This window comes from Aliikangiella litoralis (assembly GCF_052495765.1).
In genome coordinates this window covers 4,978,397-5,002,856 of record NZ_CP199292.1, presented here as the reverse complement: position 1 = coordinate 5,002,856, position 24,460 = coordinate 4,978,397, and the positions used below count along the sequence as shown (strand labels likewise).

The following is a 24,460-nucleotide window of genomic DNA, read 5'->3' as shown; positions in this document are numbered from 1 at the left end:
TACCAGAGTAAACACTTGGAGAAATTGATGAAATATATAGTGAAGTTAATATTGATTACTTTAATCGCTTTATCAATGTCGGTTTGCGCGAAAAAAAATGAGAACTTTGATGCTTCTAAGTTATTTTCGCAATTGAAGTCACTTGTTGGAGTTTGGAAAAAAGAAGGAGGAACTAATTCCAAGTTTTATATTGACTTCGAACTTACCGCTAATGAGACTGTATTAATTGAAACTTGGTATCGCAATAATAAGAAACATTCGCTGACTTTATATCATTTAAATGGTAATGATTTGATAGCAACTCATTATTGCCCTCAAGGTAATCAACCGAGGTTGCAACTGTCAATGGACTCGACTTCTAATAACATATCTTTTCAGTTTTTGGATATTACAAATTTGGGCAACAAAAGTGATTCTTACCAACATTCTTTAGGTTTTGAAATTAATCAATCGTTTAACAAAGTGATTCGGCGAGAAATCTACTTAAGTCAAGTTGGTGAAGAAGCTTCTGTATTAAAATTAATACGCCAGTAATTTAAGCATTAAGATATTTTAAAAGATTTGATAAACTGTTATTTTAGTTTAGAAACGCGTTGACTTACATTAGTGTTTTATTACTAAAATTTGATTGAAATGAGAGGTTGATTATGCAATTTGTTGTTACAGCATATGATTTTAAAGATGAAGAGGCGATAAAGCGTAGGTTGGCTAATCGGGATGCGCATCTTTCAGGAATTAAAAAAATGGCAGAGCAAGGAACATTTTTAAGTGGAGGAGCCATATTGGATAGTGATGGTAAGATGATTGGTTCTTCGGCACATGTAACGTTTGATCATAGAGCTGAAGTGGAGGACTGGATCAATAGTGACCCCTATACCGTGGGCAAAGTTTGGGATAAAGTGATTATTAGCGAGGCGAAATTATTTCCGATGAAATCGAGTATTTTATAAATAGAGAATAGGGTCAAGCTGAGGAGAAAAAATTGTCATTTTGGGGAGTAGTAATTGGTTCGGCTGGGCAAGCGATATTAGCTTTTTTCTTATTTATGTTGGTTGCATTTGCAGGAGGGGGAGCTGTTAATGGGCGTTCAAAAAGCATCGGAGAGTTTTCCCTGTCTATTTTAAATCTATCAATTTATCTCTTACCTTTATCTTGTGTAATTAGCGCAGGTATTGTAATTTATAGCTATTCTTTTGGTTATACATCGAGTTATTTTTATTATTGTTATGTTATACCACTGGTTTTAGCACTTTTTTATGGTTTTTTTGTTAGCAGAGTTTAAGTTGAAAGTCAGTTTAGAATAAAAGTACAGCTAATCAATAAAGGACGTTATATAAATATGAGTCAAATAACTAAAGTTTTACTTGCAGTAATGTTATTGATGTATTGTAGTCTGAGCAGCGCAATTGGGAATGCTGAATATGCGAAAAGTTATGATCCTGCGAGAGATCCTTTTAAAGATCTTGCAATGGCAATGTCTGAAGCTAAGAAAAACAATAAGTATATTTTAATTGTTGCTGGCGGTGAGTGGTGCACATGGTGTCATGTTTTGGAGGCATATTTAAAGAAAGAAAAAAAAATTAATCAAGAGTTACTTGATATCTTTGAAGTAATGAAGCTTAACTTTAGTAAGGAAAATAAAAATAAAAAGTTTTTTTCAACTCTTCCTGATGCACCTGCTTACCCACATTTTTTTATTCTAGATAATTCTGGAAAAGTTTTACTTTCAAAAAATACAACTCCACTGGAAAAAGGCAATACCTATAGCAATAATAAGTTTAGAATATTGATTAATCATTTTAAAAAGAAACGTTTAGAGAGTTCAAATTAGTCAAAAGTTTATTAAACTCTTTTACTCATTTAAATAACTCTACTGCATTATGAGTGTTGAAAGCTTTAATATTCCTGGTTTTGTCACTCAGAGCTTTTGTATATGCTATATAAAGCGTGGGGTTAGATAATATGTGTTATGTTTTAAATAGGATTTTATTAACACAAAAAAATAATTGTTATTGAATACAATAGTTAATACAATGCAGGTTTATTGGAAAAACAAGAGGTTAAAAATGAAACATTTAGCATTGCTCCTTGCCTTAATAAGTCTACCTTCTAATGCATCAGAGTTACCAATTAATAAAGTTTTAACACAAATAAAAACTTGTAGTCCAACTCTTGTCATACGTTCTCAAAAGTTAACAATAGCCCAACAAAATGAAGCTTGTGAGGTGTTGTCTAAGCAGGAAGCAAAATTTCATCAAATTTTTAATACTGAAGGTAAACCTGTTAAGCATGATTTTAATAAAAACTTGAGAGTGAATGTTTATAACTCAAGGGATGAATATGTCAAACATGCTTCGGGACACTTTAATATGCCGACTGATAATGGAGGTATGTATTTAGAAGGGTATCCCGATAAGCCGGGTAATCAAGCAGAGTTTATTACTTATGAAAAAGGGAAAGTGATTTGGAATTTACGCCATGAGTATGTTCATTATTTAGATGGGCGATTTAACACCTATGGTGATTTTTGTGCAGCTTTGCATGATTCTCATAGTCCACCTGAAAATTGTCCAAAACCAGCGCCATTATTACCTCATTCTGTCTGGTGGTCGGAAGGAATTGCTGAATATATTGCTAAGTATCACGACCATCCGCGAGCAGTTAAAGATGTTTCCATTCAGGTAGAAAAATATAAATTAAGTGAGTTGTTTGACACGAGTTATGAAATGAATGGAGGAGGAGAGCGAGTCTACTCATGGGGATATTTTGCTGTTCGATATATGATAGAGAATCAACGGGAAAAGGTAGAAGAAATGCTGGTTTTTTTACGAGCTGGTGATTTGCCTCGATATCAAGCATTGATTCGTTTATGGGGGACTTCAATGGATAAAGATTTTACCGCTTGGTTGAAAAAACAAATTAAATAAAAATGGATAAAATCATATAAAACTGGTTAATGATATAATTAAGGTTAGTTATGCTGAGAGGTCTAAATCATATCACTTTAGCTGTTAGTGACATAGAAAACTCGCTAGAGTTTTATGAGCAGGCATTAGGTTTTCATGCACATGTCAAGTGGGATTCTGGAGCATATTTAACTTTGGGTGAATTATGGCTATGTTTATCGCGTGATAGTGCTGTTCAAGTTGGGAAGGACTATACCCATATTGCATTTGACGTTGCAAAATCTGATTTTCCATTATTGTGCCAGAAGTTAAATGAATTGGGTGTTGTAGAGTGGAAAACGAATTGTAGTGAAGGTGGGTCGCTTTATATTCTTGATCCAGATGGACATCAATTAGAAGTCCATTCTGGTGATTTAGAGAGCCGATTAAAAAGCCTGAAAAGCAAGCCTTATAAGGGATTAATATGGTTATAAGTGACTAGGTTAATTGAAAAAAACTGGTTGGCTTTTTTCAACTTCAGGAGTATTTGATATGAATATGCTCGTCAGTTGTGATTGTAAAAATATTGAAGTTATCTGGAATAACACAGATAATCGGCTAGTTCCTAGGGCATGTCAGTGTGATTACTGTTTATCAAAGTCGGCAGTTTATGTGACTAATCCAAAGTCTAGTTTTGAGGCGTGGATTAGAAATACGAATTTACATAATACAACTCAACATGGTTCTAAAAATGCTGTATTTCATGAATGTGGTCGTTGTGAGCAAATTATATTTGTGACTGTTGAAATTGATGAGAAAACTTGGGGGGCTTTAAATGCTAACCAACTTAAAAATAAGCACGAATTTCCTGATCCTGTAGCTTTAAGCTTTAGTCATCAAACTGCTCAGCAAAAGCGGGAAAGGTGGCGTCAAAACTGGTGTCATCCAGTTACCATATATAATAAAAAAAGATAGTCATTATAAAAGAGTTTCATTAAAGTTTTTTGGTTAATTAATTATATTGTTAAAAGAAAGGTTGAAGACTAGTTTATGTCACAAGTAAAAATTTATGGTGTTAAAGAACATTTAAAACCCCAAAGAGAAAAACTATCCGATATTATTCACTCATGTGTAATGGATGCATTGGGTATGCCTGAAGATAAACGTGCACATCGCTTTATTTATTTGGATAAAGAAGACTTTTTTATGCCTGGTGGCAGAACAGATGCTTATACTATTATTGAAATTTCTATGATTGAGGGACGCGCTGATGAAACTAAGAAAAAATTAATTCGTTTGCTGTTTGACAGAATTCAGCAACAAGTAGGAATTACTTATATGGATCTAGAAATATGTATTTATGAAAGCCCTGCTTGTAATTGGGGATTTCGTGGAATGCATGGCGATGAGATTCAACTTAATTACAAGATAAATGTTTGAAATTGATGAGTAAAGAATAAGTATCTCAATTTGCTTTATAAATAATATCTTTTAACAAAACTTTTTTTTAAAAGCTATTATATTGATAAAAATAACAAAGCATAAAGGGAATAACATGACTTTACTCAAAATATTGATTTTATCTTTTTTTACACTAACTGTTTCATTATCGAACTTGCAGGCTGCGACCATCGCCAGTTCGGATCAGCAATACGGATACTATGTCATTTTGGGGCAAACCCCTAAAGGGGGAAATGTTGCCATTGCCAGAACAGTCATAGAAGAAGCTTTGCTTTGTCCTTCTGTATCTGAGGTTGGTAAAGGCTCAAAAAGTTATGCGATGTTACCAAGAGAGAACCCCAATCATTTTTCAGTGATTGTATGTGAAGCGCTGATTAACTTTGATACTGCATATCAAATTAATTTTGAAGATACTTCGTTTAAGTTACCTGTCGCAAAATCTAACCCTAAAAGTATTCAGGTTTTTGGTGATACGGGGTGTAAAGCACCTAAATCAGGCAAAGATGGATGTGCCAAAGGCACCCCCGCTGAACCTTTTAAATCACTTGCCGATGCTGGAGCCAAAGAAAAGCCAGATGTTGTATTACATATGGGGGATTATAATTATCGCGGCACTTCAGGCGATGTGTATTTTACCCAAAAAAACGCTGATGGTGAGCTAGCTCAGGTGAAGCAGTGGCCTTATGATGCTGGAGATGGAAGTACAGAAAAGCAACACTGTGAACAAACCTTAGAGACTCCCTTTTATAGTCAGTCTGCACTTAATTCTAACTTTCCTGATATTTGGAGTAATTGGCATGATGATGTTTTTCGTTCGGCAGGTCATTTAATGGCTGCCGCGCCATGGATAGTGGCGAGAGGTAACCATGAGCTTTGTAGTCGTGCAGGGGCCGGTTATTTTTATTTTTTAGATCCCCATTCAAACTTAGTGGCAGGGAGTCAGCAAATAAATTGCCCGGTCCCTAATGTTGAACAAAGCGCGCTTAAAAATACTGTGCAAATCCCAAGTTATAAAATCAGTTTTAAACAACTAGATATTGTCGTTATTGATTCTGCTAATGCGTGCGATAGTTATTCTAACTCTCCTTTTACAGCTATTTATGAAAAAGTGTTTAAGGAAGTTGAGTCTCTTGTTAGCAATAAAACAACTTGGTTAATGGGGCATCGTCCAATTTGGGGAGTAACAGCATTTTATGATAGTGGTAGTGTGGGTTGTACAAGTAAAAAACAATACGGTTGTGTTAATCAGATGATGCAAGCAGCAATTGGTAAGTTGGCTAACAAGGCTCTACCTAATGCAGTTAAATTAGTGCTTGCTGGGCATATGCATCGTTTTCAAAGTGTGAGTTTTAATTCGTTAAAGCGCCCTCCTCAACTCGTGATAGGCTCAAGTGGAGTGGCACTAGATTCTTCTCCCCCTGATGGCGCTTTTACTAGTCAAATTGATAGTTTAAAGGCAAATGTTTTAACAACAAATAATTTTTTACAGAGCAAAGGTAACAAGTATTCTGCTTTTGGATATCTAACAATGGAGCTAAAAAATAAGCAATGGAAAGCTCAGTTAGTTAACCCGCCTGAGAATATTTTGATTGCCAATTGTGCCAGTCAACAAAACCTTGCTCAGGGAATTTGTGAGTTTTCAACAGGTATTTCTGTTTCCAATTAATAGTAAAATAGCATTGGTTAGAATATTGAGTACTTTCTATATATGTCGTATGGCTTGTATTAATGAGTCAACTGTAAATAAAAATATATCGCTCAGTTTCATTGTTTTCAATATTTGATCTAGGTTAAGGTGGTTCGCTTTTAATATGATACTCTGTGAATACTCAATGATAAGACTGAGGGATAGTCATGGGCCGAGAAATAGAAGAAAAAGAATATTCCGCAAGTGATTATGAAAGATTTAATCGAAAAATTCATGATCAAGTTGATATATTAAAAGAGGTGTTAACCAGGCCAGATTTTGGTTCTGGAGAGACTTGTATTGGCGCTGAGCTCGAAGTTTATTTAATAAATGAGCAAAGTCAGGTCAACCCGGTTAGCCATCAAATTTTAGAAATGCTGCAAGATGAGCAATTTCAAACTGAGTTAAATAAGTTTAATTTAGAAATTAATTTATCACCAGTAAAAGCTAAAGGTAAACCATTTAGTCAGCTAACTAAATAAATGCTAACCAAGTTTAACTACTTAAGAACGGTTGGTGGAAAAATTAATACGCGACCTTTAATGGTTGGTATTTTACCAACTCTTCAAGAAAATCATTTGTCCTATGATTATATGACTCAATTAGGACGTTATAAAATCTTGGCTCGTGAACTACTCAAACAACGAGGAGAGCCTTTTCATATTAAAATAGAAGGTGATGAACCTGTTGATTTTTTCACTTCGGAAGTTTGTGTTGAAGGAGCAAATACTTCATTTCAAGTTCATTTAATGACAAAGCCTGATAAGTTTGCCAATGTGTTTAACGCAGCTCAATTAACCTTGCCTATGGCATTGGCCGTATCAGCTAATTCTGGAGTGTTTTTAGGGAAATGCGCCTGGGATGAAACAAGGGTTGTGTTATTTAAGCAGTCAATTGATAACCGTATACCTGATGCATCTGGGTGGAGGCAACCTTCCAGGGTTACTTTTGGTCATGGTTGGATTAGAAAAAGTGCTTGGGAGCTTTTTTCTGAAACGGTTAATCTTTATCAACCTATTTTTCCTGAGATTTTTCCTGATGATGAGCAAAGCGTACCAGAACTAGCAGAGCTAAATTTGCACATGGGGACTACTTGGCCTTGGCATAGAGCGATTTATTCTAATCAAGGAAATGGGCATTTAAGGATTGAGTTTAGAGCGTTACCTGCGGGGCCTACTGCGTTAGATATGTCGGCAAATGCTGCATTTTCAATTGGAATGGCAGTCGGTTTAGAAGATAGGATTGACGAATACATTGCCAGAATTCCATTTCGATTTGCTGAGTATAACTTTTATCGAGCCGCTAAAGGTGGATTAGATGCAACTATTTTATGGCCGCAAAAATATCAAAATAAGCCTGTTGAAGTTCCAATAAGAAATGTGATTGATGATATGTTACAAGTAGCTAATGATGGCCTGAGTAAGTTATCAATAGACTTGCAAGAAAGAGATAAATACCTAAATATTATTCAGCGAAGACTAACGCTTGGGGTGACTGGAGCTCGTTGGAAAAAGCAGACTTTGCGGCATTTAAGAAAGACAATGAATAATGATCAGGCTTGTGCGGAAATGATGGAGCGTTATTTTATTAATCAGATGGGAGGGCAACCGGTTAGTGAGTGGGAGCAATGTTGGAAATGAGTTTATTATCTGCCAATCCATCTTATTTTGATGATAACTTTCGTAAGCAAATTAAACCGACTGCACTGGGTTTTTTACGCCAACTTAGTGGCCTTTCTATATTTGATATAAAAGGTAAGGATACTTCAAGAACTCGTGTAGTAACTACACTAATACATGGTAATGAACCTTCGGGATTTATTGCTAGTCATTTATGGCTGCTAAGTGACAGTCAACCAGAAACTAATATTCGTTTAATTATATGTAATCCTGAAGCAGCAAAAAATAAACCCATTTTTTCTCATCGCTATATTGCTAATAGTGAAGATCTCAATCGCTATTTTTCTGCCTCAATAAGCGACTCTTCAGAAGTGGCCATACGTGCTAGTCAGATAATGCAAGCAATAAATGAAGTGAAACCTGAAGCGATTGTTGATTTGCATAATACATCAGGTAGCAGTCCTGCGTTTGCCGTTGCAGTCAATGAATGTGAGAAAACTCTTGCGTTAGCTTCACTGTTTACTAATAAAATTATTTTAACGGGGTTAAGCGTTGGAGCCTTAATGGAGCAATCATTTAATGCGCCGATTATTACTTTAGAATGTGGAGGTGCGAGCGAAATATACTCTCACCAAGTTGCAACGGATGGTCTTTATAATTACTTTACACGAGCCAACTTATTTTTAGGTGAAGAACATAATATTTTAGTCCATCGCCATCCAATTCGAGTTGAATTAGTTGCTGATGCTTCTGTTGGTTTTTCACATAACCGTTTACCTACAACAGATATTACTTTACGCGCCGATGTCGAACAACTTAATAAAGATATAACACCAGCTGGCGAGTTTTTAGGCTGGTATGATGTTAAACAAGGTTTGCCGTTACAGGCAATTGATGAACAAGGAAATGAGCAAATACATCAACTCATTGAAACCAAAAATGGTTGTTTCTTTACTCGTCAAACGATGCAGTTATTTATGGTGACGACAATCTTAGAAATTGCAACTAGAGACTGTTTATTTTATGCAACTGTAAAATATTTAAATAAAAGGTGAGTTTATTATTGTTTTTGAGTCAAAATATAAAAAAATATATAGTAAATAATACCATTTTTATCACTTTTTTATTTTTATCAAAAATTAAACTTAACAAAAGCTTCAAAAACTTATTTTTCTTAGTAAAAATTTAAAAAAAATTGATTAGATATTTCCTTAAACCAGACGTATTGTTTGTTTTTCTTTTATTATTAAGTTTTTCGCGTTAATAATATCTTGTGTTAAGAATAATTAAATTAAAAAGTTTATTTGTGTTGATTAAATTCTGAACGTTTTTATCTGCGCAAAGCTGTTTTATTATCATTTTAGCTCATAACAAACTAGGAGGGAGCTAATATGAAAAACACATACAACTATTATAAAATACCCTACTTATCAATTATTTTTTCTGGAATATTTTTTTTACAAAACGCTGTCGCAAAAGATGGACTGACTAGTCTTAAGTCAAATACAGAAACTAATAAAAATATATATACTGCTGAGCAACCAATTGACCCTAAAAAATCTCAACCTAACTTGCTACAAAAGAAAATTGTCTCATTAAGTCATAGTGGAATGACGTTTAATGAACATCAACTGTTTACTCCTATGAGTCGAAGCGCTATTCGGATGGAGAAATCTGCTGCCGTTGATTTTGCTAAGAAAGCCAATGAAGTTCAAGCGAGCTTTATGACTTTAAACCAGCAAGTGCTGACTAAGCTTTATCGTAATCCTGAGGAAACCATTATAATAAATTTTCCTATCAATGGAAAAAACTCCAGTGGATTGACTTCGGCCAATCAGTCGGGCGTTAAAGTAAAGTTATTTCGGAACAAACTCTATACGGACAACGCTTTATTTATGAAAAAAAGTTCGCCAGAAGAGAATGGTAAACAACTTGATCGAAACCAGCTTGATCTTGGAGTGCATTATCATGGTGTTGTGTCTGGAGAACAAGATTCTATTGTTGCTATCAGTTTATTTAAAAACTCAATAGAGGGACGAATTCACTCTCATCAAATGGGAGATTTAAATATTGGACGTATGAAACTAAAAGATTCCTCAAACCATAAAAGCCATGTTGTTTTTAAAGTTGATAGCATCGAAAAAGAAAATAGTTTGCATGAGTGCGGCTCGACTTTAAGTGCTGATTTAAAACGTAGTGGGTTAGACTATTCAAAAGATATTCTTAATCTAAGAAAGAAAAGTGCAGGTATGCAAGATACTAAGGCGTTGTATGATTATTACTTTACAACGAAAACGGTAATCTCAGGGTATTTAACTTATGCTGTAGGAGAAGGTTATTTATCAAACTGGGTCAGCTCTGTGCTGAATCAAGCCGCTGCAGTTTATAGCGTTGAGGGGGTTAACCTTTATAGCGAAGGGTGGCTATATTATACAAACTCACCTGTTTATGATTCTGCAAAAGGGGCCTACTTAATCGAACAATTTAATTATTACGATGGCTCATCGGTCACAAATTCAGATGTTGGTATTGTATTAACTGGGCCTGGTTCTGCAAATAGTGGTGGTTTAGCCTATGATATAGGTGGAGTTTGTAGCGGAAATAGATTAAATAGGCTATCTATGGCAAAAGTCAATTCGAGCTGGTCATATTTCCCTTATTACTCTTGGACCGTCGATGTGTATGTACATGAAATAGGTCATACTCTGGGGGCGCGTCATACTCATGCTTGTGTTTGGAATGGAAATAATACGGCTATTGATGGTTGTGCGGGGTTTACCGAAGGAAGTTGCCGAGTTCCTGGTTTGCCTGCTTCAGGTCAAGGGACGGTAATGAGTTATTGTCATAGCTCTGTTGGGAAAAACCCGGCATTAGGTTTTGGCTCTCAACCGGGTCAAACCATACGTAGTTATGTTTATTATTGTGCATCTAGATAATGCGTTATAATATTTTGTTATAACTTATGTTTATAAAATGTAATTGTAGACAATGGAATCTTTTCATTAGTTTACAATTGCTCTACTATTGACTTACGTTTAAATCAAATTATACGAACAGATGATAGAAATAAATTTAAATGCCGTTGATTGGAAAATTTTAAGTATCCTTCAACAAGATGGTCGTATTAGGTTGAATCGGTTGGCGGAACAAGTTGGGTTGTCTGCACCCGCTTGTCATTCAAGGATAGAAAAGCTTGAGTCTTTTGGATACATTAAAGGTTATGTTGCGGTACTCGGGCACAGAAAAGCGGGGTTTGATGTCGTTAGTTTAGTTTTTGTTGACTTTGAAGACCACTCTATTGAAAAACGAAATCAAGTCTTGGATGCGCTTAAGTCGATCGATGAAGTTGTGGAAATTTTGCATATTACCGGGAGCCATGATTTGCAATTGAGAGTAATGGTTAAAAACTCTCAACAACTCAACTTATTGGTCAATGACAAAATTGCTGCGGTTGATGGCGTGGCTAAAGTGCATACATCAATGGTTTTGGATATTTGCAAGCCAATGAGAGGGATCCCAATTAAAGCCCCCTGATTGAATGGAGTATTTATCTTAGTGACTAATAGCGTGGTTAGTGATTAATATTAACCACGCTAGCATCTAAAATTCTTGCACCGTTAGTAATATTCATCACAATTTCTTGCCCTTTAATGACATGAGCAAAAATTGTATAGTTCCTATCTAAATGTTGATTTCGTCCTGTATTAATAAAAAACTGTGAGGTGCCTGTATCTTTTCCTCTTGTTGCCATACCAACTGTCATTGGGATGTGTGCTAGTAGGTTAATTTCTTCACGTATTGTTTTATTAGTAGAGCCTTCTCCATTGCCAATTGTATCACCGCCTTGGGCAACAAAATTTCCGATGACCCGACTGAAGTAACTATTATTGTAAAAGCCGTTTTTTATGTTGTGTATAAAATTCCAGCTAGTGTAGGGGGCATGTTCAGACATTTGTAGGGTGATGTTGCCTACTGTTGTTTTAAAAAGTACTTGTTGGTTACTGGCTTTAAGAGCTTCATTAAAGCTTGGCGTTTCTGAGACTGTTTCAACTGGCTCTAACGTTTTTGTTAGACTTTCCATAGCCAGCTTGGCGACGGCTTTATTGGGATCTTGCGTTAAAAATTTAATAACATTATTAAATTCTGTTTCTGATTTTGCTTTGAGCTGTGATATTAGTTGTATTTTTACGAAAGCCGATGGATGTTTAAATAATTTTACAACCCAACTCATATCATCTTTAGATTGACGTTTGATAAGACCTGTTAATGCTTCAACAACCATTGCTGGATTATTATTTTTTAACTGTTTTTTGAGTAACTTAGTGACGTTATCGGTTTTAAGATCTGATGTTGCAAGTACTTTTAAAGCCGTATGCGCGAGCAATTCATTAGAAGAAACGTGAAGCTTTCCTAATTGAATAAGCGTTTGTGGATAGTGTAAAAGGTTCCCAAGGTTCCTGGTGGCTTCTAAACTCAAGTAAAGGTGAGTTGACTCTGTTTGTTCGATTAACCAAGCCAGCAAGGCTCTATTAGCTTTGTGCTTTTTCTTGGTAGCTTTAAAGATGAGTTTACTTAAGTAAATTGACTGTTCTTCAGTGAGTGTCTGTTTTGAAATATTGAGTAAAGTCTCATGCTTTAAGTAGTTTTCGATATTGGGCACTCTATATAGAAATAGGCCTAATTGGGCCGATAAAACTTTTTGTTGAGCAAACTTTTTTAATAGTAGATCATAATTAAGATCTGCAAAGTCATCTTTTAATTCTTTATGAAATGTTAACGCAATTCCTAATCCCTGAAACAAGTAACCTTGAGCTTCAGATGAAGTTTCCTTAGAGAGTCTTTTCATCATTTTGCTAATCAGATTATTTTGCCCTAGATTACCAAGACCTAAATAAATTTCCTTTTTGACTTTGAGTGAATCTTCTTTAGGTAAACGTTGCCAGAGATAATGAGCCGCTTCTTTGTTGCCACAGATCCCTAAAGCTAGTGCGGCATATTGTCGAAGCACTTCATTTGAGTGTTGTAAAAATGGTGCAACGCGGTTAATGATTGCTTTTCCACCAATTCTGCCCAGGCCTAATAAGGCTGTTTTTTGTACTGCTAAATCTTGATGAGCTAAGGCTTTTTGAAATACTGGTGAATTGGCAATACGAAGATCAACTTGTTGATAAATCTCATGGATAAGAGGCGCGGTTGTGCTTTCTTTAGCTATTGATTCTGGTGACTGCGAAAAAGTCAGCAGTATAAATATTACAAAAATTAACAATCGCATTGTCTAATCCTTTCAATAAATTACAGATTTATTGGCATTGTCTGATAAAGAGTCTACATCTACAAGTAATCAAGTGTTAAAATTCGTAGTGGAACTATTCAAACAAGGTACAACGTTTAGCTAGCATTTAGCTAGTATGGTGTTTGGTTATTTTATAACTCAAATTTATCACTCAAAGTATCGCAGCGACAAAAATATTAAGGATCTTAATCTTATGGCGCAATATATTTATTCGATGAACCGGGTCAGTAAAGTTGTCCCTCCTAAGAAAACCATTTTAAAAGATATTTCTCTCAGTTTTTTCCCTGGTGCAAAAATAGGGGTGTTAGGATTAAACGGTGCTGGTAAATCAACTTTATTAAGAATTATGGCTGGCATTGATAAAGAGATAGAAGGAGAAGCGATTCCATTAAAAGGGATTAATATCGGTTATTTGCCACAAGAACCTCAGCTCGATGAAACTAAGGATGTACGTGGTAATGTTGAAGAAGGTATTGGCGAAATAAAACAAATTTTAACCCGGTTTGAAGAAGTTAGTAATGCTTTTGCTGATCCTGATGCTGACTTTGATGCCTTATTGAAAGAGCAAGCAGAATTGCAAGATAAGATTGAGGCAGCTGGTGGATGGGAAGTTGACCGTATGTTAGATAAAGCCGCTGAAGCTTTGCGTTTACCACCGTGGAACGCAGAAGTTAAGCATTTATCGGGAGGAGAAAAGCGTCGAGTCGCTTTATGCAAATTACTATTATCTAAGCCTGATATGCTTTTATTAGACGAGCCGACTAACCATTTAGATGCTGAGTCTGTGGCTTGGTTAGAAAGGTTTTTGCAAGACTTTAAAGGTACTGTGGTTGCGATTACGCATGATCGTTATTTCCTCGATAATGTGGCTGGTTGGATTCTAGAACTTGATAGAGGGCATGGTATTCCTTGGGAAGGCAACTACTCTTCTTGGCTTGAGCAAAAAGAAAAGCGTTTGCAAATAGAAGAGAAGAAAGAAACTGCTCGTATTAAATCAATGAAAGAAGAGCTGGAGTGGGTACGTTCTAACCCTAAAGGCCGTCAAGCAAAAAGCAAGGCAAGACTGGCACGTTTTGATGAGCTGTCTTCACAAGAATATCAACAAAGAAATGAAACTCGCGATCTCTATATTCCACCCGGTCCCCGGTTAGGTAACTTGGTTATTGAAGCCAATCATATCCAAAAAGGTTTTGGAGATAAGTGTTTAGTTGAAGATTTAAATTTTAACTTACCACAAGGTGGTATTGTTGGAATTATTGGACCCAATGGAGCAGGTAAGTCGACTTTATTTAAAATGTTGGTTGATTTGGAAAAGCCAGATGCTGGCGAGCTTAGAGTTGGAGAAACGGTGGAAATAGCTTATGTTGATCAGTCACGAGATAGTCTGACTGATACCAATACGGTTTGGCAAGAGATTTCTGATGACTCAGATATTATTACAGTAGGTAATTATCAAGTTCCTTCACGACAATATGTTGGGCGTTTTAACTTTAAAGGTGGCGACCAACAAAAATTTATAAAAGATTTATCGGGGGGGGAGCGCAACCGCGTACATCTAGCTAAGTTACTAAAAAGTGGTGGTAACTTATTATTACTTGATGAACCTACCAATGATCTGGATGTTGAGACGCTGCGAGCATTAGAAGATGCACTACTCGAATTTCCTGGATGTGCCGTAGTGATATCGCATGATCGTTGGTTTTTAGATCGTGTTGCCACCCATATATTAGCCTATGAAGGAGATAGTAAAACTGTCTGGTTTGAAGGGAACTATGCTGAGTATGAGCTAGATAGAAAGCGTCGACTTGGGGCTGATGCCGACACGCCTACCCGAATAAAATATCGCAAAATTGAGTAAGAAAATTGCTTAAAGTGTATTAAGGATAGCACTAATAAGTGTATAGAAAATAATATTAGTGCTACGAATGACTGTTTTATTGAAATCAATAGAGAGAAATATAATGGCATATGAAATACTGGTTGGTTTGAATGTAGTTGACGATGTTGGATATCAAAAATATCGAGATGCTATGACGCCAATTTTGCATTCTTTGGGTGGTCAGTTTGGTTATGATTTAAAAATAAGTGAAGTACTTAAGTCTGAAGTTGAGGCTAAAATAAATCGAGTATTTACTATTCGTTTTCCTAGTTCTGCTAAAAAAGATGAGTTTTTTGCCAACCCTGATTATCTATCAATTAGAGAAAAATTTTTTAATCCATCGGTTAGTGAGACAACAATAATTTCTCATTATGAAAAGTAGTTTTTATATTAGAGTAGTTACTTAATAAATAATTAAAGGAGCCATAAAGTGAAGTTCGTTAAAATTTTAATCCTAACTCTTGGAGTTATTCTAACTGGGTGTGCATCAAACCCAATGCAAGTGCTTAAAGATCAGCCTTTGGAGAAAGCGAAAGAAGGTGAAGCACAAGTTGTATTCATGCGTTCAAGTTTTGTCGGCGGTGCAATTAATTCATCCATTTTTGAAATTGTCGATAATGAGCCTGTTTTTGTGGGCATATTAGCTAATGGTACTAAGTTGGCTTACAACACTAAGCCTGGCAAACATACTTTTATGGTCGTTTCTGAAGCGGCTGACTTTTTAGAAGCTAATGTCGTTGCCGGGAAAACATACTACAGTATTGTTACGCCAAGAATGGGGTTCTGGAAAGCTCGTTTTTCAATTTGGCCTATCAGAAATGATGGCACAACGAAATATAATACGAGTACAAGCGATTTTAAGTCGTGGTTAAATAAAACGCATTTAGTTAAAAACACTGATAAGTCAATTGCGTGGTCGAAAAAGCACCATGCTGATATTGTGCAAAAAATGAAGGACTACTTAGTGGTTTGGAAGCAAAAAAGTGATGCTGACTTGGCTGAGAGAACGCTTAATCCTGATGATGGTGTTTAGTTGTAGTCGCTTAAACTTGAACTGGCAGTTACCCGTTTTTTAACGTTATCTGTCAGTTTAGATTTGAGCTAAATTCTTTCCAGCCCGAAAGTCAGGGCTGTCCAGAAAAACTTTATCAACTTTTTCTAAGCTGCCTGTGCGGCAGTGAACAGGGCTCAGGTTACGTTGATTCTATGGTTAAATTTCTAAGCTGCCTGTGCGGCAGTGAACAATCCATCCTTCCTTGAACCTGAAACTCTATTTTTCTAAGCTGCCTGTGCGGCAGTGAACAGGGTTAACGCTTCCGGTAATATCGGCGCTTGTTTCTAAGCTGCCTGTGCGGCAGTGAACCTTCTTGTACGTTTTCTGGGTCGTTCGATGTATTTCTAAGCTGCCTGTGCGGCAGTGAACTTGATTCATAACTCCAAAATCCATGATCTAGATTTCTAAGCTGCCTGTGCGGCAGTGAACGTAATCGAATGGATAGATTAAGAATGCCTTTCTTTCTAAGCTGCCTGTGCGGCAGTGAACAATACACGCCTGAAATGCTAGCAAAGCAGACATTTCTAAGCTGCCTGTGCGGCAGTGAACAGTCTAAAATCGGCCTCAAAATTCAATTTATTTTTCTAAGCTGCCTGTGCGGCAGTGAACTTAACTACACTCTTGTATCAAGAGATATAAAATTTCTAAGCTGCCTGTGCGGCAGTGAACGCTCTGAAAACTCTTCTGGCTTGTCGGTTTTATTTCTAAGCTGCCTGTGCGGCAGTGAACCGTCTGCTGTCATTCGTCTCATTAAGTTGTAATTTCTAAGCTGCCTGTGCGGCAGTGAACAGGTTAGAAAATGGAAGATGAATACTTAATTATTTCTAAGCTGCCTGTGCGGCAGTGAACAATTCATGTTAAAAAACGATGCTGACAGTGTCTTTCTAAGCTGCCTGTGCGGCAGTGAACAACAGTATAAACATAAAAAAATAAGTGACAACAGTCACTTAGCTAGTTTTTGGCCAAAATACCAAAGTTTTTAAGCCATAATATAACTTATTGATTAACAAGAAAATTTTTAAAGAGCAAAAATAAAAGGTCAAAATAAGATAACCGAAGCTATTTTAACCTTATTTGGATTATTATTGGTAATCAAATATTCAACTCCATTCATAAAAAAGTCAGGCTGTCCAGAAAAAAATTTACTGCGAAGTCAACTTGATTTAACCTATTGAATTGATCTAATTCTACAGCATTTCTAAATTTAACTTGTAGCGGCCCATTACTATTTGGAACTATTTAACAGTATATTCAAGTAACCTGTTATCTAACGACTCTAGGAACTCAATCCCGAACAATGTTTCATCAAAAGACTCTATCAAGTTGTGAGGTATTTTTTTATCATATTCATCAAAACACGTAGCTACTCCCACAGCAATAGAAGCGACACTATCCGTATCACCTCCTAAAGCAACACATTTTTTCAACAAATCTTTTAAGCTTCGACAACTCAACAAACAACTAAAGGCAGCACTTACGGTCTCAAATGCCTTCACAGAAACTTCTCCACACCAACCATAATTCCAACCAGAAAAAGACTCACTTTCCAAGAACAGTTCTAGTTGTTCAAGCGTACCTCGATAATGTAAGCCAAAATGAGCCGCCAATGCCACTGCGCAACTAGATTTGATAGCAATATCAGTATCATGAGTGATAGCAGCCTGAGCCTTAGCTTTAGTTAACAATTCATTCTTATCTTTTATAACTCCTAATGGCACAGCTCTCATAGCAGCTCCATTTCTGTCACTATTACTTCTAAGCTTATTTAGTAACTCAGTTCCACTTTCAACTTCTTTCAAAAGAGAATAAAAACCTTTCGAATAACCTTTACGAGGGTCTCTTTTAAAACATTCAACAAATTTTGACGCTATATTTCTTTCCGACCATTCGGATTTAGATAGAATTAACTCAGAAACAGCAATAGACATTTGAGTATCGTCTGTATATTTTCCTCGCATACCATATAAATCATGTTCAACATAATTCGTCAAATCATTGTGTTTTGATACTTTCTCTTTTGAAGAAAATTCAAAGCCAGCTCCATACGCATCAGCAATTGCAATTTCTTTTAACATGATGCTAGCGAGTATCCAGTTTTTGCCTCAAAAGACCTAGTTAAAGCATTTTCATCAATTTGTTCAATCTTAGCTAATCGGTTTAAACAATTTTGTAGAAGATTGAATATCTTGGGATCAACCAGTTTCATCTGCTCTAATAAAGACTTATCGAAAACATCATCTTCGTGACCACCTGATTCACCAGTTTGTCTTCTTAGGCGGTATAATACATCTACCCAATAGTTAATTTTTTCATTCTCGTCCCATTCCTTATATAACAAAGGGAATTGATAATCATCTAGAGTGCTTTTGACGATTTCTTCCAATGAACTCTTGTAGGGAGTAAAGTAAATTTGCGATGCATTTCCAATAATCGTCTTGGATTCAATGGAATGAATCTTATACACTTCGTATAAAACATTTGTCCCTTCTTCTAATTTATACTCAGTTGTCACTTCAACTCCCAACTTGGAAATAATGACTGTTTTACCAATAGGCATAACAGCCTCTCTTTCCTCTACTGATAAAAGTTTGTTCTCAGATTTTGAAAACTCAAGCTCTTCTTGTTTCCCTAACTGGTTATTAACAATCCATACGATTACTCTATCTGAATCATTAATAGAATATGCTGAAAGAAAGTTATCGGTATTCACTCTAGCTTTTAACATTGATGGTAGTTCATCATACTGCATAGTATTCATTACATTTCCCTCAAGATAATTCTGCCATTTTGATCTACCCCCATTACTTTAAACTTAACTCCTGGGGGAATAATCGTCTCGGATGAATAAACTGGCTTGCCTACTTTTTGGTGGAAGTTAACTCCAAACGCCAACTCAGATATATCTCTAGCACTGTTCGTTTCTATTAATAAGTTACGTGTTCCCGCATAGGCATCGTTTGCATTTGGAGCTGTTGACCAGAAGTTGGACTCTACCATATTACCAAGCTTGAATTGCGAATCAAAAGCTTTTATCGCGGCATCACCTTCCAACCTTATACCTCGATATTGTTTAACTCCTATACTGGGCATTTTGTTTAACCCTGATTTTATTAATGATGCAAGTTCAAGTGCCTCAGGGGTTCCACCATTAGCCAACGTATGATTAAGATCTCGATAGAATAATTTTGTTGTATAACCAAACACAGCATGCGCTTCATCAGGTGTCATTCCATACTTATTAATTGCACCATTAACAAGTTTTTTATAGTCGATACCTAGATTATCCATTTGTGAATAAAAACCTTGAATTTCTTTTGAAGAAGAACCTTTAAATTTTGATACCAGATTAGTGTAGTTTGATGCAGAAGATAAATCCCCAAGCTTGTTTGGAACCACATCATCCAACGAAGCAGGCGGCAAGCCTTTACGTGCACTGAGCGGTATGGGTTGATTCGCTTTTGCCTGTTTTTCCTGATAGGCTTTTGCCGGGTCATAAGGCTCTACGCCCATGGTTGAGGGCCTGTCATTGGGTCCTAAAGGTTCTTCAACCAATGGCTTTGAAGTCGTGAAAGCTTCTCGTTCATGAATAATTACTGCACCTGAAATAATCGCTCTGCATAGTAAGTCAATAGGTTTAGCTGTATTGGTTGACTCAGGTGGTGAAATTGATAAGGTTTCAATTAACTCATTGAATTGTTTATCAGAAAGATTGAGGCTTTGAACGAGCGAATGCGCTTTTGTTAGGTCGGTTATTCTTTTTAGTGGCAAGGCAGAATGCGTTAAGCGGTAATAAGCGGGTAAAAAACGGTAGGATAATCCATACGGGTTGTTAAATTGTAGTCTTTCAATCTTTACACTCACCGGATTAATTTTAAACACTAACAGCTCTCGCTTGGCTAAACACACAGCAATATATTTTTCGATTGAAGACCAGGGGTTGGCATTTTTCCAACTCTGATAACCGCTGGTTGCGAGAGCAAGGTTTTGCCAATCGTTTGATGTCTGCTCTAAGCGTTGTACCAGAAATAAAGCCTCATCACTATGCCAAAAATCCAGCGGTTTCAATAAGGCTGGAACAAACCTCATGTCACAGAAGCGTATTAGCAGGTAACTTTTTTGGAAACAGTCTTGAATAATCCGAGGAATGGACATAACAACAAAAATCCTTTTTTGAAAAATGGGGTATCAATTTTTATGTTAATTAGCGAGTCAAAATGATGGGAAGGAAATCTATCACTGTTATTTTTATATCGCTATAAAAAAATAGAAGTGGAGTTAGTTTTTTGACAGAGTTCACATATCGCTAAATCATAATCAGAAACCTTGGTGGTTTTTTATCTTGATACAGGTTAGCTATCTATGCCTGGCAAATTAGTTTAACTTTCTTGACTCTCTCACTATGAATGGCATCGCCTAACTTTTTCCCTGTAAAGCCCCTTGCGATTAAAGTTTGAGGTTTGATGCTGTTACAAGCATCAAGCGCTTGTTTCATTAAAGCAGCTTGTGGGTAATCCCTTTTTTCAAATCCTGCTCTGCCACGATAATCAGCTTCGCAGACTTGTAAAAACTGTGCAAATCGAGCTGGTTTGCGAAAAGCATCAGACTTTTCGAGTAATTTAACTACTGTTTTGGCTTTTAACTCTTCAAACCGATGCAGGTGTAAGTGGAATTCACATGCTATTTTGGCTAGTTGTTCGTATTCAGTTGGGGTCTTTAGCCGACGACATAAGCTTCTGACTAAGGGAACACCACTTTTTTCATGACCGGGATGTCCCGGCAAATCTTCGGCGGGTGTAATACCTTTACCTAAATCATGACAAAGTGCAGCAAATCGAGTAACGGGGTCGTCGGATAATTGCGCGGCTTGTTCCAGCACCATCATCGTATGAACCCCTGTATCGACCTCTGGATGCCATTTAGGCGGGTTGGGAACACCCCATAATGCAGCCAGTTCAGGAAACCATTGTTCTAGAGAGTTACAGCTTCTGAGTACTTCAAAATAAACTTGTGGTGACTTTTCTCCTAGCGCGCGATAGGTTTCTTTCCAGACTCTCTCTGCTGACAGTTCCGCTAATTCTCCTGAGTTTGCTATTTCACGCATAAACTCAAGTGTTTCATCTGCAATAGTGAAGCCTAAGTGGCTATAGCGGGCAGCAAACCTGGCGACTCTTAACACTCTGAGAGGATCTTCTCGAAAAGCGGGAGAAATATGTCTGAGCTTTTTGGCCTTTATGTCTGCTTGACCATTATAGGGATCAGTCAAAGTACCATTTTCATCCATGGCAATGGCATTAATTGTCAAATCTCGTCTGAGCAAATCTTGCTCTAAAGTAACATTTTCGTCGGCATGTATTATAAAACCATAATACCCTTTGCCTGATTTTCGTTCGGTTCTTGCTAGGGCATATTCATCACCGCTTTCTGGATGCAGAAAAACAGGAAAATCTTTGCCTACTTGTTTAAAGCCTTGTTTTAATAAGTCTTTTGGGGTCGCCCCAACAACAACCCAATCTTTTTCTGTAACAGTACGTTCAAGGAGTTGATCTCGAACGGCACCACCGACTAAAAATATTTGCATAGGCTTTTATCTATATACCTTAATCCTGATTGTTTGCGTTTTGGGGCTGAAGCATTGAATTATTTAATAAATTGAATACTAAAAGGGTAACTATAGGATTTGCCCTCACTCGCTTTAATAGACGCAATTATAATAACGACTAATTCAAAAATACCAAGCCCTATTAGTAAGAATATGCCAATTATAACAAATACTAAAATAAAACTGATTATAAAGGCTATTGCCATTGTTATCTGAAAGTTTAAGGACTCTTTTCCGTGATAGTTCACAAATTCAGAATCTTCTTTTTTGGTTAACCAGATGATTAATGGGACAATGATGCTGCCAAATGGGATAATAATCCCAGAGAAGGCGCCCAAATGACAGAACATGGCCATATTCTTTTCATCTTGAGTTAGTGGGGTTTCTTCTTGACTTAGATTGTGGTTGTCGCTCATCATAACTCCTTTTTCGGGATATCGTTATTATTTAAGGTCAATATAACCTGATTTTAGGGACTTGACCAAATGCAGTGTTGTAATTTTCACTTGTTTAACGATTGAAATCATGAAATATTCACTGAGTTTGTTTTGACCCTAACCACACTTAGATAATATGTATTTAGAACGCTTTTCGTTAAAAGAACGACCATTTTCAATCTCACCCGACCCTCGGTTTTTATTTATGAGTAATCGGTACAGAGAGGCTTTAACGCATCTGACTTTTGGAGTGCAAGATGGTGGCGGCTTTGTTTTATTAACGGGAGAAGTTGGTACAGGCAAAACAACGGTATGTCGCTGTTTGTTACAGCAGTTACCAGAAGCGACCAGGCTCGCATTTGTATTAAACCCTAAGTTAAATAGTTTAGAGCTGCTGGCAACCATTTGTGATGAGTTAAAAATAGAATACCCAGAGAACTGTAAAAGCCTTAAATTGTTGACCGATAAGTTAAGTGAGTACTTGCTAGATTGTTACAAAAAAGGCCTTAACGTTGTTGTGATGATCGATGAAGCTCAAAATCTGGAAACAGATGTTTTAGAGCAAATTCGTTTACTGACTAATTTAGAAACTAATCAGAAAAAGCTATTACAAATTATTTTGGTTGGTCAACCCGAATTACAAGAAAAGCTTGTTAAGCGCGAGTTAAGGCAGTTGGCTCAAAGAGTAACTGCTCGCTATCACTTGCAGCCTCTAAAATTAAAGGAAACTATTGCTTATATTATTCATCGAATGAGGATTGCCGGGTGTAATCAATCGTTATTTTCCCTTAATTCTGTTGAGTATTTACATGCTAAAACCCAAGGGATCCCACGCTTGATTAATACCATTTGTGATCGAGCATTATTTGCTGCTGCTTCTAGAAATAAAGCACGTGTTGATAAGCCTATAATGATTCAAGCGGTTAAAGAAATCATGGGTGAACAAAAGGTTGCTGAACAGCAGGCCGATGATAGTCACCCTAGCTGGTTAAAACCAGTTGCGGCTGTAGTCGCTGCAATAATAATTGCAGGTTTTTCATTTTGGTTGGGAAGAGCTGGTAATGATGCACCTGTGCCAGCTAAAACTAGCACCGAGACCGTAGCAGGTAAAGGTGTTATCCAAAAACCTGAAAAGTTAAGTACAGCTGATGTCGATGAAAACTTACTGGAGCGCCTCATTGGCGATCAGCTTTGGGATAATAATGGACGTTTATCATTTCAAAATTTACTGTCATTTTGGCAACTTGAATATTCGCCAGTAAAGGATGGTGACGGTTGTGATTATGCGGCTGGTTATGGTTTAAAGTGTAGCCGAGGTAAAGGTAATTGGCAGCGGTTAAGAGATTATAATCGACCTGCATTGTTAAAGTTTTCGGCTGGTTTACAAGGTAACTTTTGGGGCGTTATCAAGTCATTACATGGTTTAGAAGCAACTATCGTTTTGGGTAACAAAGAAAGCCGCGTCAAGTTAGATGAATTATCGAGCATTTGGACTGGAGAATACTTGTTTCTATGGCAAGCTCCCGAAGGTTATTTTGGTGATATTAAATTAGGCGATAGTGGAGAAGTCGTTAAATGGTTATCCTTGATGTTGAATCGAATTAACCAAAGTACCAATGAGCCGCTTGAAAAGTTTACTTCTGAATTGAGGTTGCAGTTGGTAGAATTCCAGAAGCAACGTGGAATCAACCCCGATGGCATTGCAGGTATGCAAACTATTCTTAAAATCAATGCAGAATTATTGATAGGAATACCATTACTTACACCAAATCAATAGGTTATTTATTTTGTCAATATTGCTAGAATCATTAACTCAAAAGTCTAATTCAGGCGATACTGCAACTGAGCAGGAAAAAGTGCCTGACATTCATGCCGCTCATTTTGATGATGAATTAATGGGAGATGATTGGTTACGGCGGCGCTTAAAAGTTTGGCAATTGCTAAGTGCGGCGCTTTCCGTAGCATTGATTACCAGTTGGGTATTCTTTTATTTTTTACAAGTTGACGAACCTCCTGTCGTAAAAGCGAGTATTGTAGATAAAGCTCAGGCTAATACGGATGATGAGATAAAATCAACTCAAAAAATTAATACGACTAATACTAATATTGAAAATGATGCGCAAGTCAATGGTTCGGATGTGATTGTTAGCGATACAACTGATGATAATAGTATTAATAAGTCTATTTATAAGCCAACAAAACGGACAAAACCTGCTCCCTCCTCTGTTAGTCAAAAGCCTGCCTCTACCAACCCAATGACTGCTGTAGAAAACGTCTCAAAGGTAGATGCTCAAACTAAAAAGAATATGCCTGTTATTACACAAGCAGAACTTTCTGATGAGCTAAAAAGTCAGTTTCCTAATTTAGTGATAGATTCTTATGTTGTTGCAGCAACTCCAGCAGATAGTTTTGTCATTCTAGATGGCTCTTTTTATAAACTGAATCAAGTGATTGCGCCAGATTTAATCTTACGAGATATTTCAAAGCAACATATAGTTGTTGAGTTTCATTCTCAGTTGGTTAAAGTCCCACTAAAATAAAAGAAG

At 36.6% G+C, this 24,460-nt stretch carries 25 protein-coding genes and 1 CRISPR repeat array; of the genes, 19 read left to right on the top strand and 6 right to left on the bottom strand.

Annotated elements, in window-relative coordinates; all coding sequences use genetic code 11:
• The first annotated feature begins 27 nt into the window (after positions 1 to 27).
• From ACT5E3_RS20830 to ACT5E3_RS20765, 14 genes are all read left to right on the top strand, one after another.
• Positions 28 to 534, top strand: coding sequence for a hypothetical protein (locus ACT5E3_RS20830; RefSeq protein WP_444995490.1), 507 nt, complete (start codon positions 28 to 30; stop codon positions 532 to 534).
• 113 nt (positions 535 to 647) lie between these two features.
• On the top strand, positions 648 to 950 hold the full coding sequence (locus ACT5E3_RS20825; RefSeq protein WP_444995489.1) for a YciI family protein: 303 nt from the start codon (positions 648 to 650) through the stop codon (positions 948 to 950).
• Positions 951 to 982: 32 nt separating this feature from the next.
• Complete coding sequence (locus tag ACT5E3_RS20820; protein WP_444995488.1) at positions 983 to 1,282, top strand: hypothetical protein; 300 nt, start codon at positions 983 to 985, stop codon at positions 1,280 to 1,282.
• A gap of 57 nt (positions 1,283 to 1,339) precedes the next feature.
• Positions 1,340 to 1,831, top strand: coding sequence for a thioredoxin family protein (locus ACT5E3_RS20815; protein WP_444995487.1), 492 nt, complete (start codon positions 1,340 to 1,342; stop codon positions 1,829 to 1,831).
• Positions 1,832 to 2,066: 235 nt separating this feature from the next.
• Positions 2,067 to 2,927, top strand: coding sequence for a collagenase (locus ACT5E3_RS20810; RefSeq protein ID WP_444995486.1), 861 nt, complete (start codon positions 2,067 to 2,069; stop codon positions 2,925 to 2,927).
• Positions 2,928 to 2,977: 50 nt separating this feature from the next.
• Positions 2,978 to 3,379: a fosfomycin resistance glutathione transferase gene (fos, locus tag ACT5E3_RS20805; RefSeq protein ID WP_444995485.1), complete on the top strand. Its 402-nt coding sequence runs from the start codon at positions 2,978 to 2,980 to the stop codon at positions 3,377 to 3,379.
• A gap of 58 nt (positions 3,380 to 3,437) precedes the next feature.
• The gene (locus ACT5E3_RS20800) at positions 3,438 to 3,860 is read left to right on the top strand and encodes a hypothetical protein (RefSeq protein ID WP_444995484.1); all 423 of its coding nucleotides are present in this window, start codon (positions 3,438 to 3,440) and stop codon (positions 3,858 to 3,860) included.
• 75 nt (positions 3,861 to 3,935) lie between these two features.
• A complete protein-coding gene (locus tag ACT5E3_RS20795; protein WP_444995483.1) occupies positions 3,936 to 4,325 on the top strand; it encodes a tautomerase family protein in 390 nt (129 codons plus the stop codon).
• A gap of 115 nt (positions 4,326 to 4,440) precedes the next feature.
• A complete protein-coding gene (locus ACT5E3_RS20790) occupies positions 4,441 to 6,012 on the top strand; it encodes a metallophosphoesterase (protein ID WP_444995482.1) in 1,572 nt (523 codons plus the stop codon).
• Positions 6,013 to 6,200: 188 nt separating this feature from the next.
• Positions 6,201 to 6,515, top strand: coding sequence for a hypothetical protein (locus ACT5E3_RS20785; RefSeq protein WP_444995481.1), 315 nt, complete (start codon positions 6,201 to 6,203; stop codon positions 6,513 to 6,515).
• Positions 6,516 to 7,673 (top strand): hypothetical protein, encoded by a 1,158-nt coding sequence (locus tag ACT5E3_RS20780; protein WP_444995480.1) that lies wholly within the window; start codon positions 6,516 to 6,518, stop codon positions 7,671 to 7,673.
• Positions 7,670 to 8,707, top strand: a complete 1,038-nt coding sequence (locus tag ACT5E3_RS20775; RefSeq protein WP_444995479.1) for a hypothetical protein — start codon at positions 7,670 to 7,672, stop codon at positions 8,705 to 8,707. The genes ACT5E3_RS20780 and ACT5E3_RS20775 overlap by 4 nt, the downstream gene beginning before the upstream one ends.
• A 336-nt stretch (positions 8,708 to 9,043) precedes the next feature.
• Positions 9,044 to 10,588, top strand: a complete 1,545-nt coding sequence (locus ACT5E3_RS20770; RefSeq protein WP_444995478.1) for a M12 family metallo-peptidase — start codon at positions 9,044 to 9,046, stop codon at positions 10,586 to 10,588.
• Between the two features lie 121 nt (positions 10,589 to 10,709).
• Entirely contained in the window at positions 10,710 to 11,186 is a 477-nt protein-coding gene (locus ACT5E3_RS20765) for an Lrp/AsnC family transcriptional regulator (RefSeq protein WP_444995477.1), read from the top strand.
• 37 nt (positions 11,187 to 11,223) lie between these two features.
• Here ACT5E3_RS20765 and ACT5E3_RS20760 read toward each other — a convergent pair whose 3' ends face one another.
• Positions 11,224 to 12,924 (bottom strand): peptidylprolyl isomerase, encoded by a 1,701-nt coding sequence (locus tag ACT5E3_RS20760; protein ID WP_444995476.1) that lies wholly within the window; start codon positions 12,922 to 12,924, stop codon positions 11,224 to 11,226.
• A 214-nt stretch (positions 12,925 to 13,138) separates the two neighbouring features.
• Between ACT5E3_RS20760 and ettA the strand changes: the two genes are divergently transcribed.
• The 3 genes from ettA to ACT5E3_RS20745 all read left to right on the top strand — a co-directional run bounded on the left by ettA (position 13,139) and on the right by ACT5E3_RS20745 (position 15,857).
• The gene (ettA, locus tag ACT5E3_RS20755) at positions 13,139 to 14,803 is read left to right on the top strand and encodes an energy-dependent translational throttle protein EttA (RefSeq protein WP_444995475.1); all 1,665 of its coding nucleotides are present in this window, start codon (positions 13,139 to 13,141) and stop codon (positions 14,801 to 14,803) included.
• Positions 14,804 to 14,906: 103 nt separating this feature from the next.
• Entirely contained in the window at positions 14,907 to 15,206 is a 300-nt protein-coding gene (locus ACT5E3_RS20750; RefSeq protein ID WP_444995474.1) for a DUF1330 domain-containing protein, read from the top strand.
• A gap of 48 nt (positions 15,207 to 15,254) precedes the next feature.
• Positions 15,255 to 15,857 carry a hypothetical protein gene (locus ACT5E3_RS20745; protein ID WP_444995473.1) on the top strand — a complete coding sequence of 201 codons (603 nt, stop codon included), beginning with the start codon at positions 15,255 to 15,257 and terminating at the stop codon, positions 15,855 to 15,857.
• A gap of 122 nt (positions 15,858 to 15,979) precedes the next feature.
• Positions 15,980 to 16,787: a CRISPR direct-repeat array (repeat unit 28 nt; unit sequence TTTCTAAGCTGCCTGTGCGGCAGTGAAC).
• Between the two features lie 326 nt (positions 16,788 to 17,113).
• Here the strand turns inward: ACT5E3_RS20745 and ACT5E3_RS20740 are convergent.
• The 5 genes from ACT5E3_RS20740 to ACT5E3_RS20720 all read right to left on the bottom strand — a co-directional run bounded on the left by ACT5E3_RS20740 (position 17,114) and on the right by ACT5E3_RS20720 (position 21,893).
• Positions 17,114 to 17,953, bottom strand: a complete 840-nt coding sequence (locus ACT5E3_RS20740) for an ADP-ribosylglycohydrolase family protein (protein WP_444995472.1) — start codon at positions 17,951 to 17,953, stop codon at positions 17,114 to 17,116.
• Entirely contained in the window at positions 17,947 to 18,636 is a 690-nt protein-coding gene (locus tag ACT5E3_RS20735; protein ID WP_444995471.1) for a hypothetical protein, read from the bottom strand. Before ACT5E3_RS20735 ends, ACT5E3_RS20740 begins: the two co-directional genes overlap by 7 nt.
• A complete protein-coding gene (locus tag ACT5E3_RS20730) occupies positions 18,636 to 20,030 on the bottom strand; it encodes a hypothetical protein (RefSeq protein ID WP_444995470.1) in 1,395 nt (464 codons plus the stop codon). Before ACT5E3_RS20730 ends, ACT5E3_RS20735 begins: the two co-directional genes overlap by 1 nt.
• A 205-nt stretch (positions 20,031 to 20,235) precedes the next feature.
• A complete protein-coding gene (locus ACT5E3_RS20725; protein ID WP_444995469.1) occupies positions 20,236 to 21,456 on the bottom strand; it encodes a multifunctional CCA addition/repair protein in 1,221 nt (406 codons plus the stop codon).
• Between the two features lie 59 nt (positions 21,457 to 21,515).
• Positions 21,516 to 21,893 carry a DUF4870 domain-containing protein gene (locus ACT5E3_RS20720; RefSeq protein WP_444995468.1) on the bottom strand — a complete coding sequence of 126 codons (378 nt, stop codon included), beginning with the start codon at positions 21,891 to 21,893 and terminating at the stop codon, positions 21,516 to 21,518.
• Between the two features lie 226 nt (positions 21,894 to 22,119).
• On the opposite strand from ACT5E3_RS20720, the gene ACT5E3_RS20715 reads away from it, so the two are divergent.
• Both ACT5E3_RS20715 and ACT5E3_RS20710 read left to right on the top strand, forming a co-directional pair.
• Positions 22,120 to 23,691, top strand: coding sequence for an AAA family ATPase (locus ACT5E3_RS20715; RefSeq protein WP_444995467.1), 1,572 nt, complete (start codon positions 22,120 to 22,122; stop codon positions 23,689 to 23,691).
• A 10-nt stretch (positions 23,692 to 23,701) separates the two neighbouring features.
• Entirely contained in the window at positions 23,702 to 24,454 is a 753-nt protein-coding gene (locus ACT5E3_RS20710; protein WP_444995466.1) for a hypothetical protein, read from the top strand.
• Positions 24,455 to 24,460 lie beyond the last annotated feature (6 nt).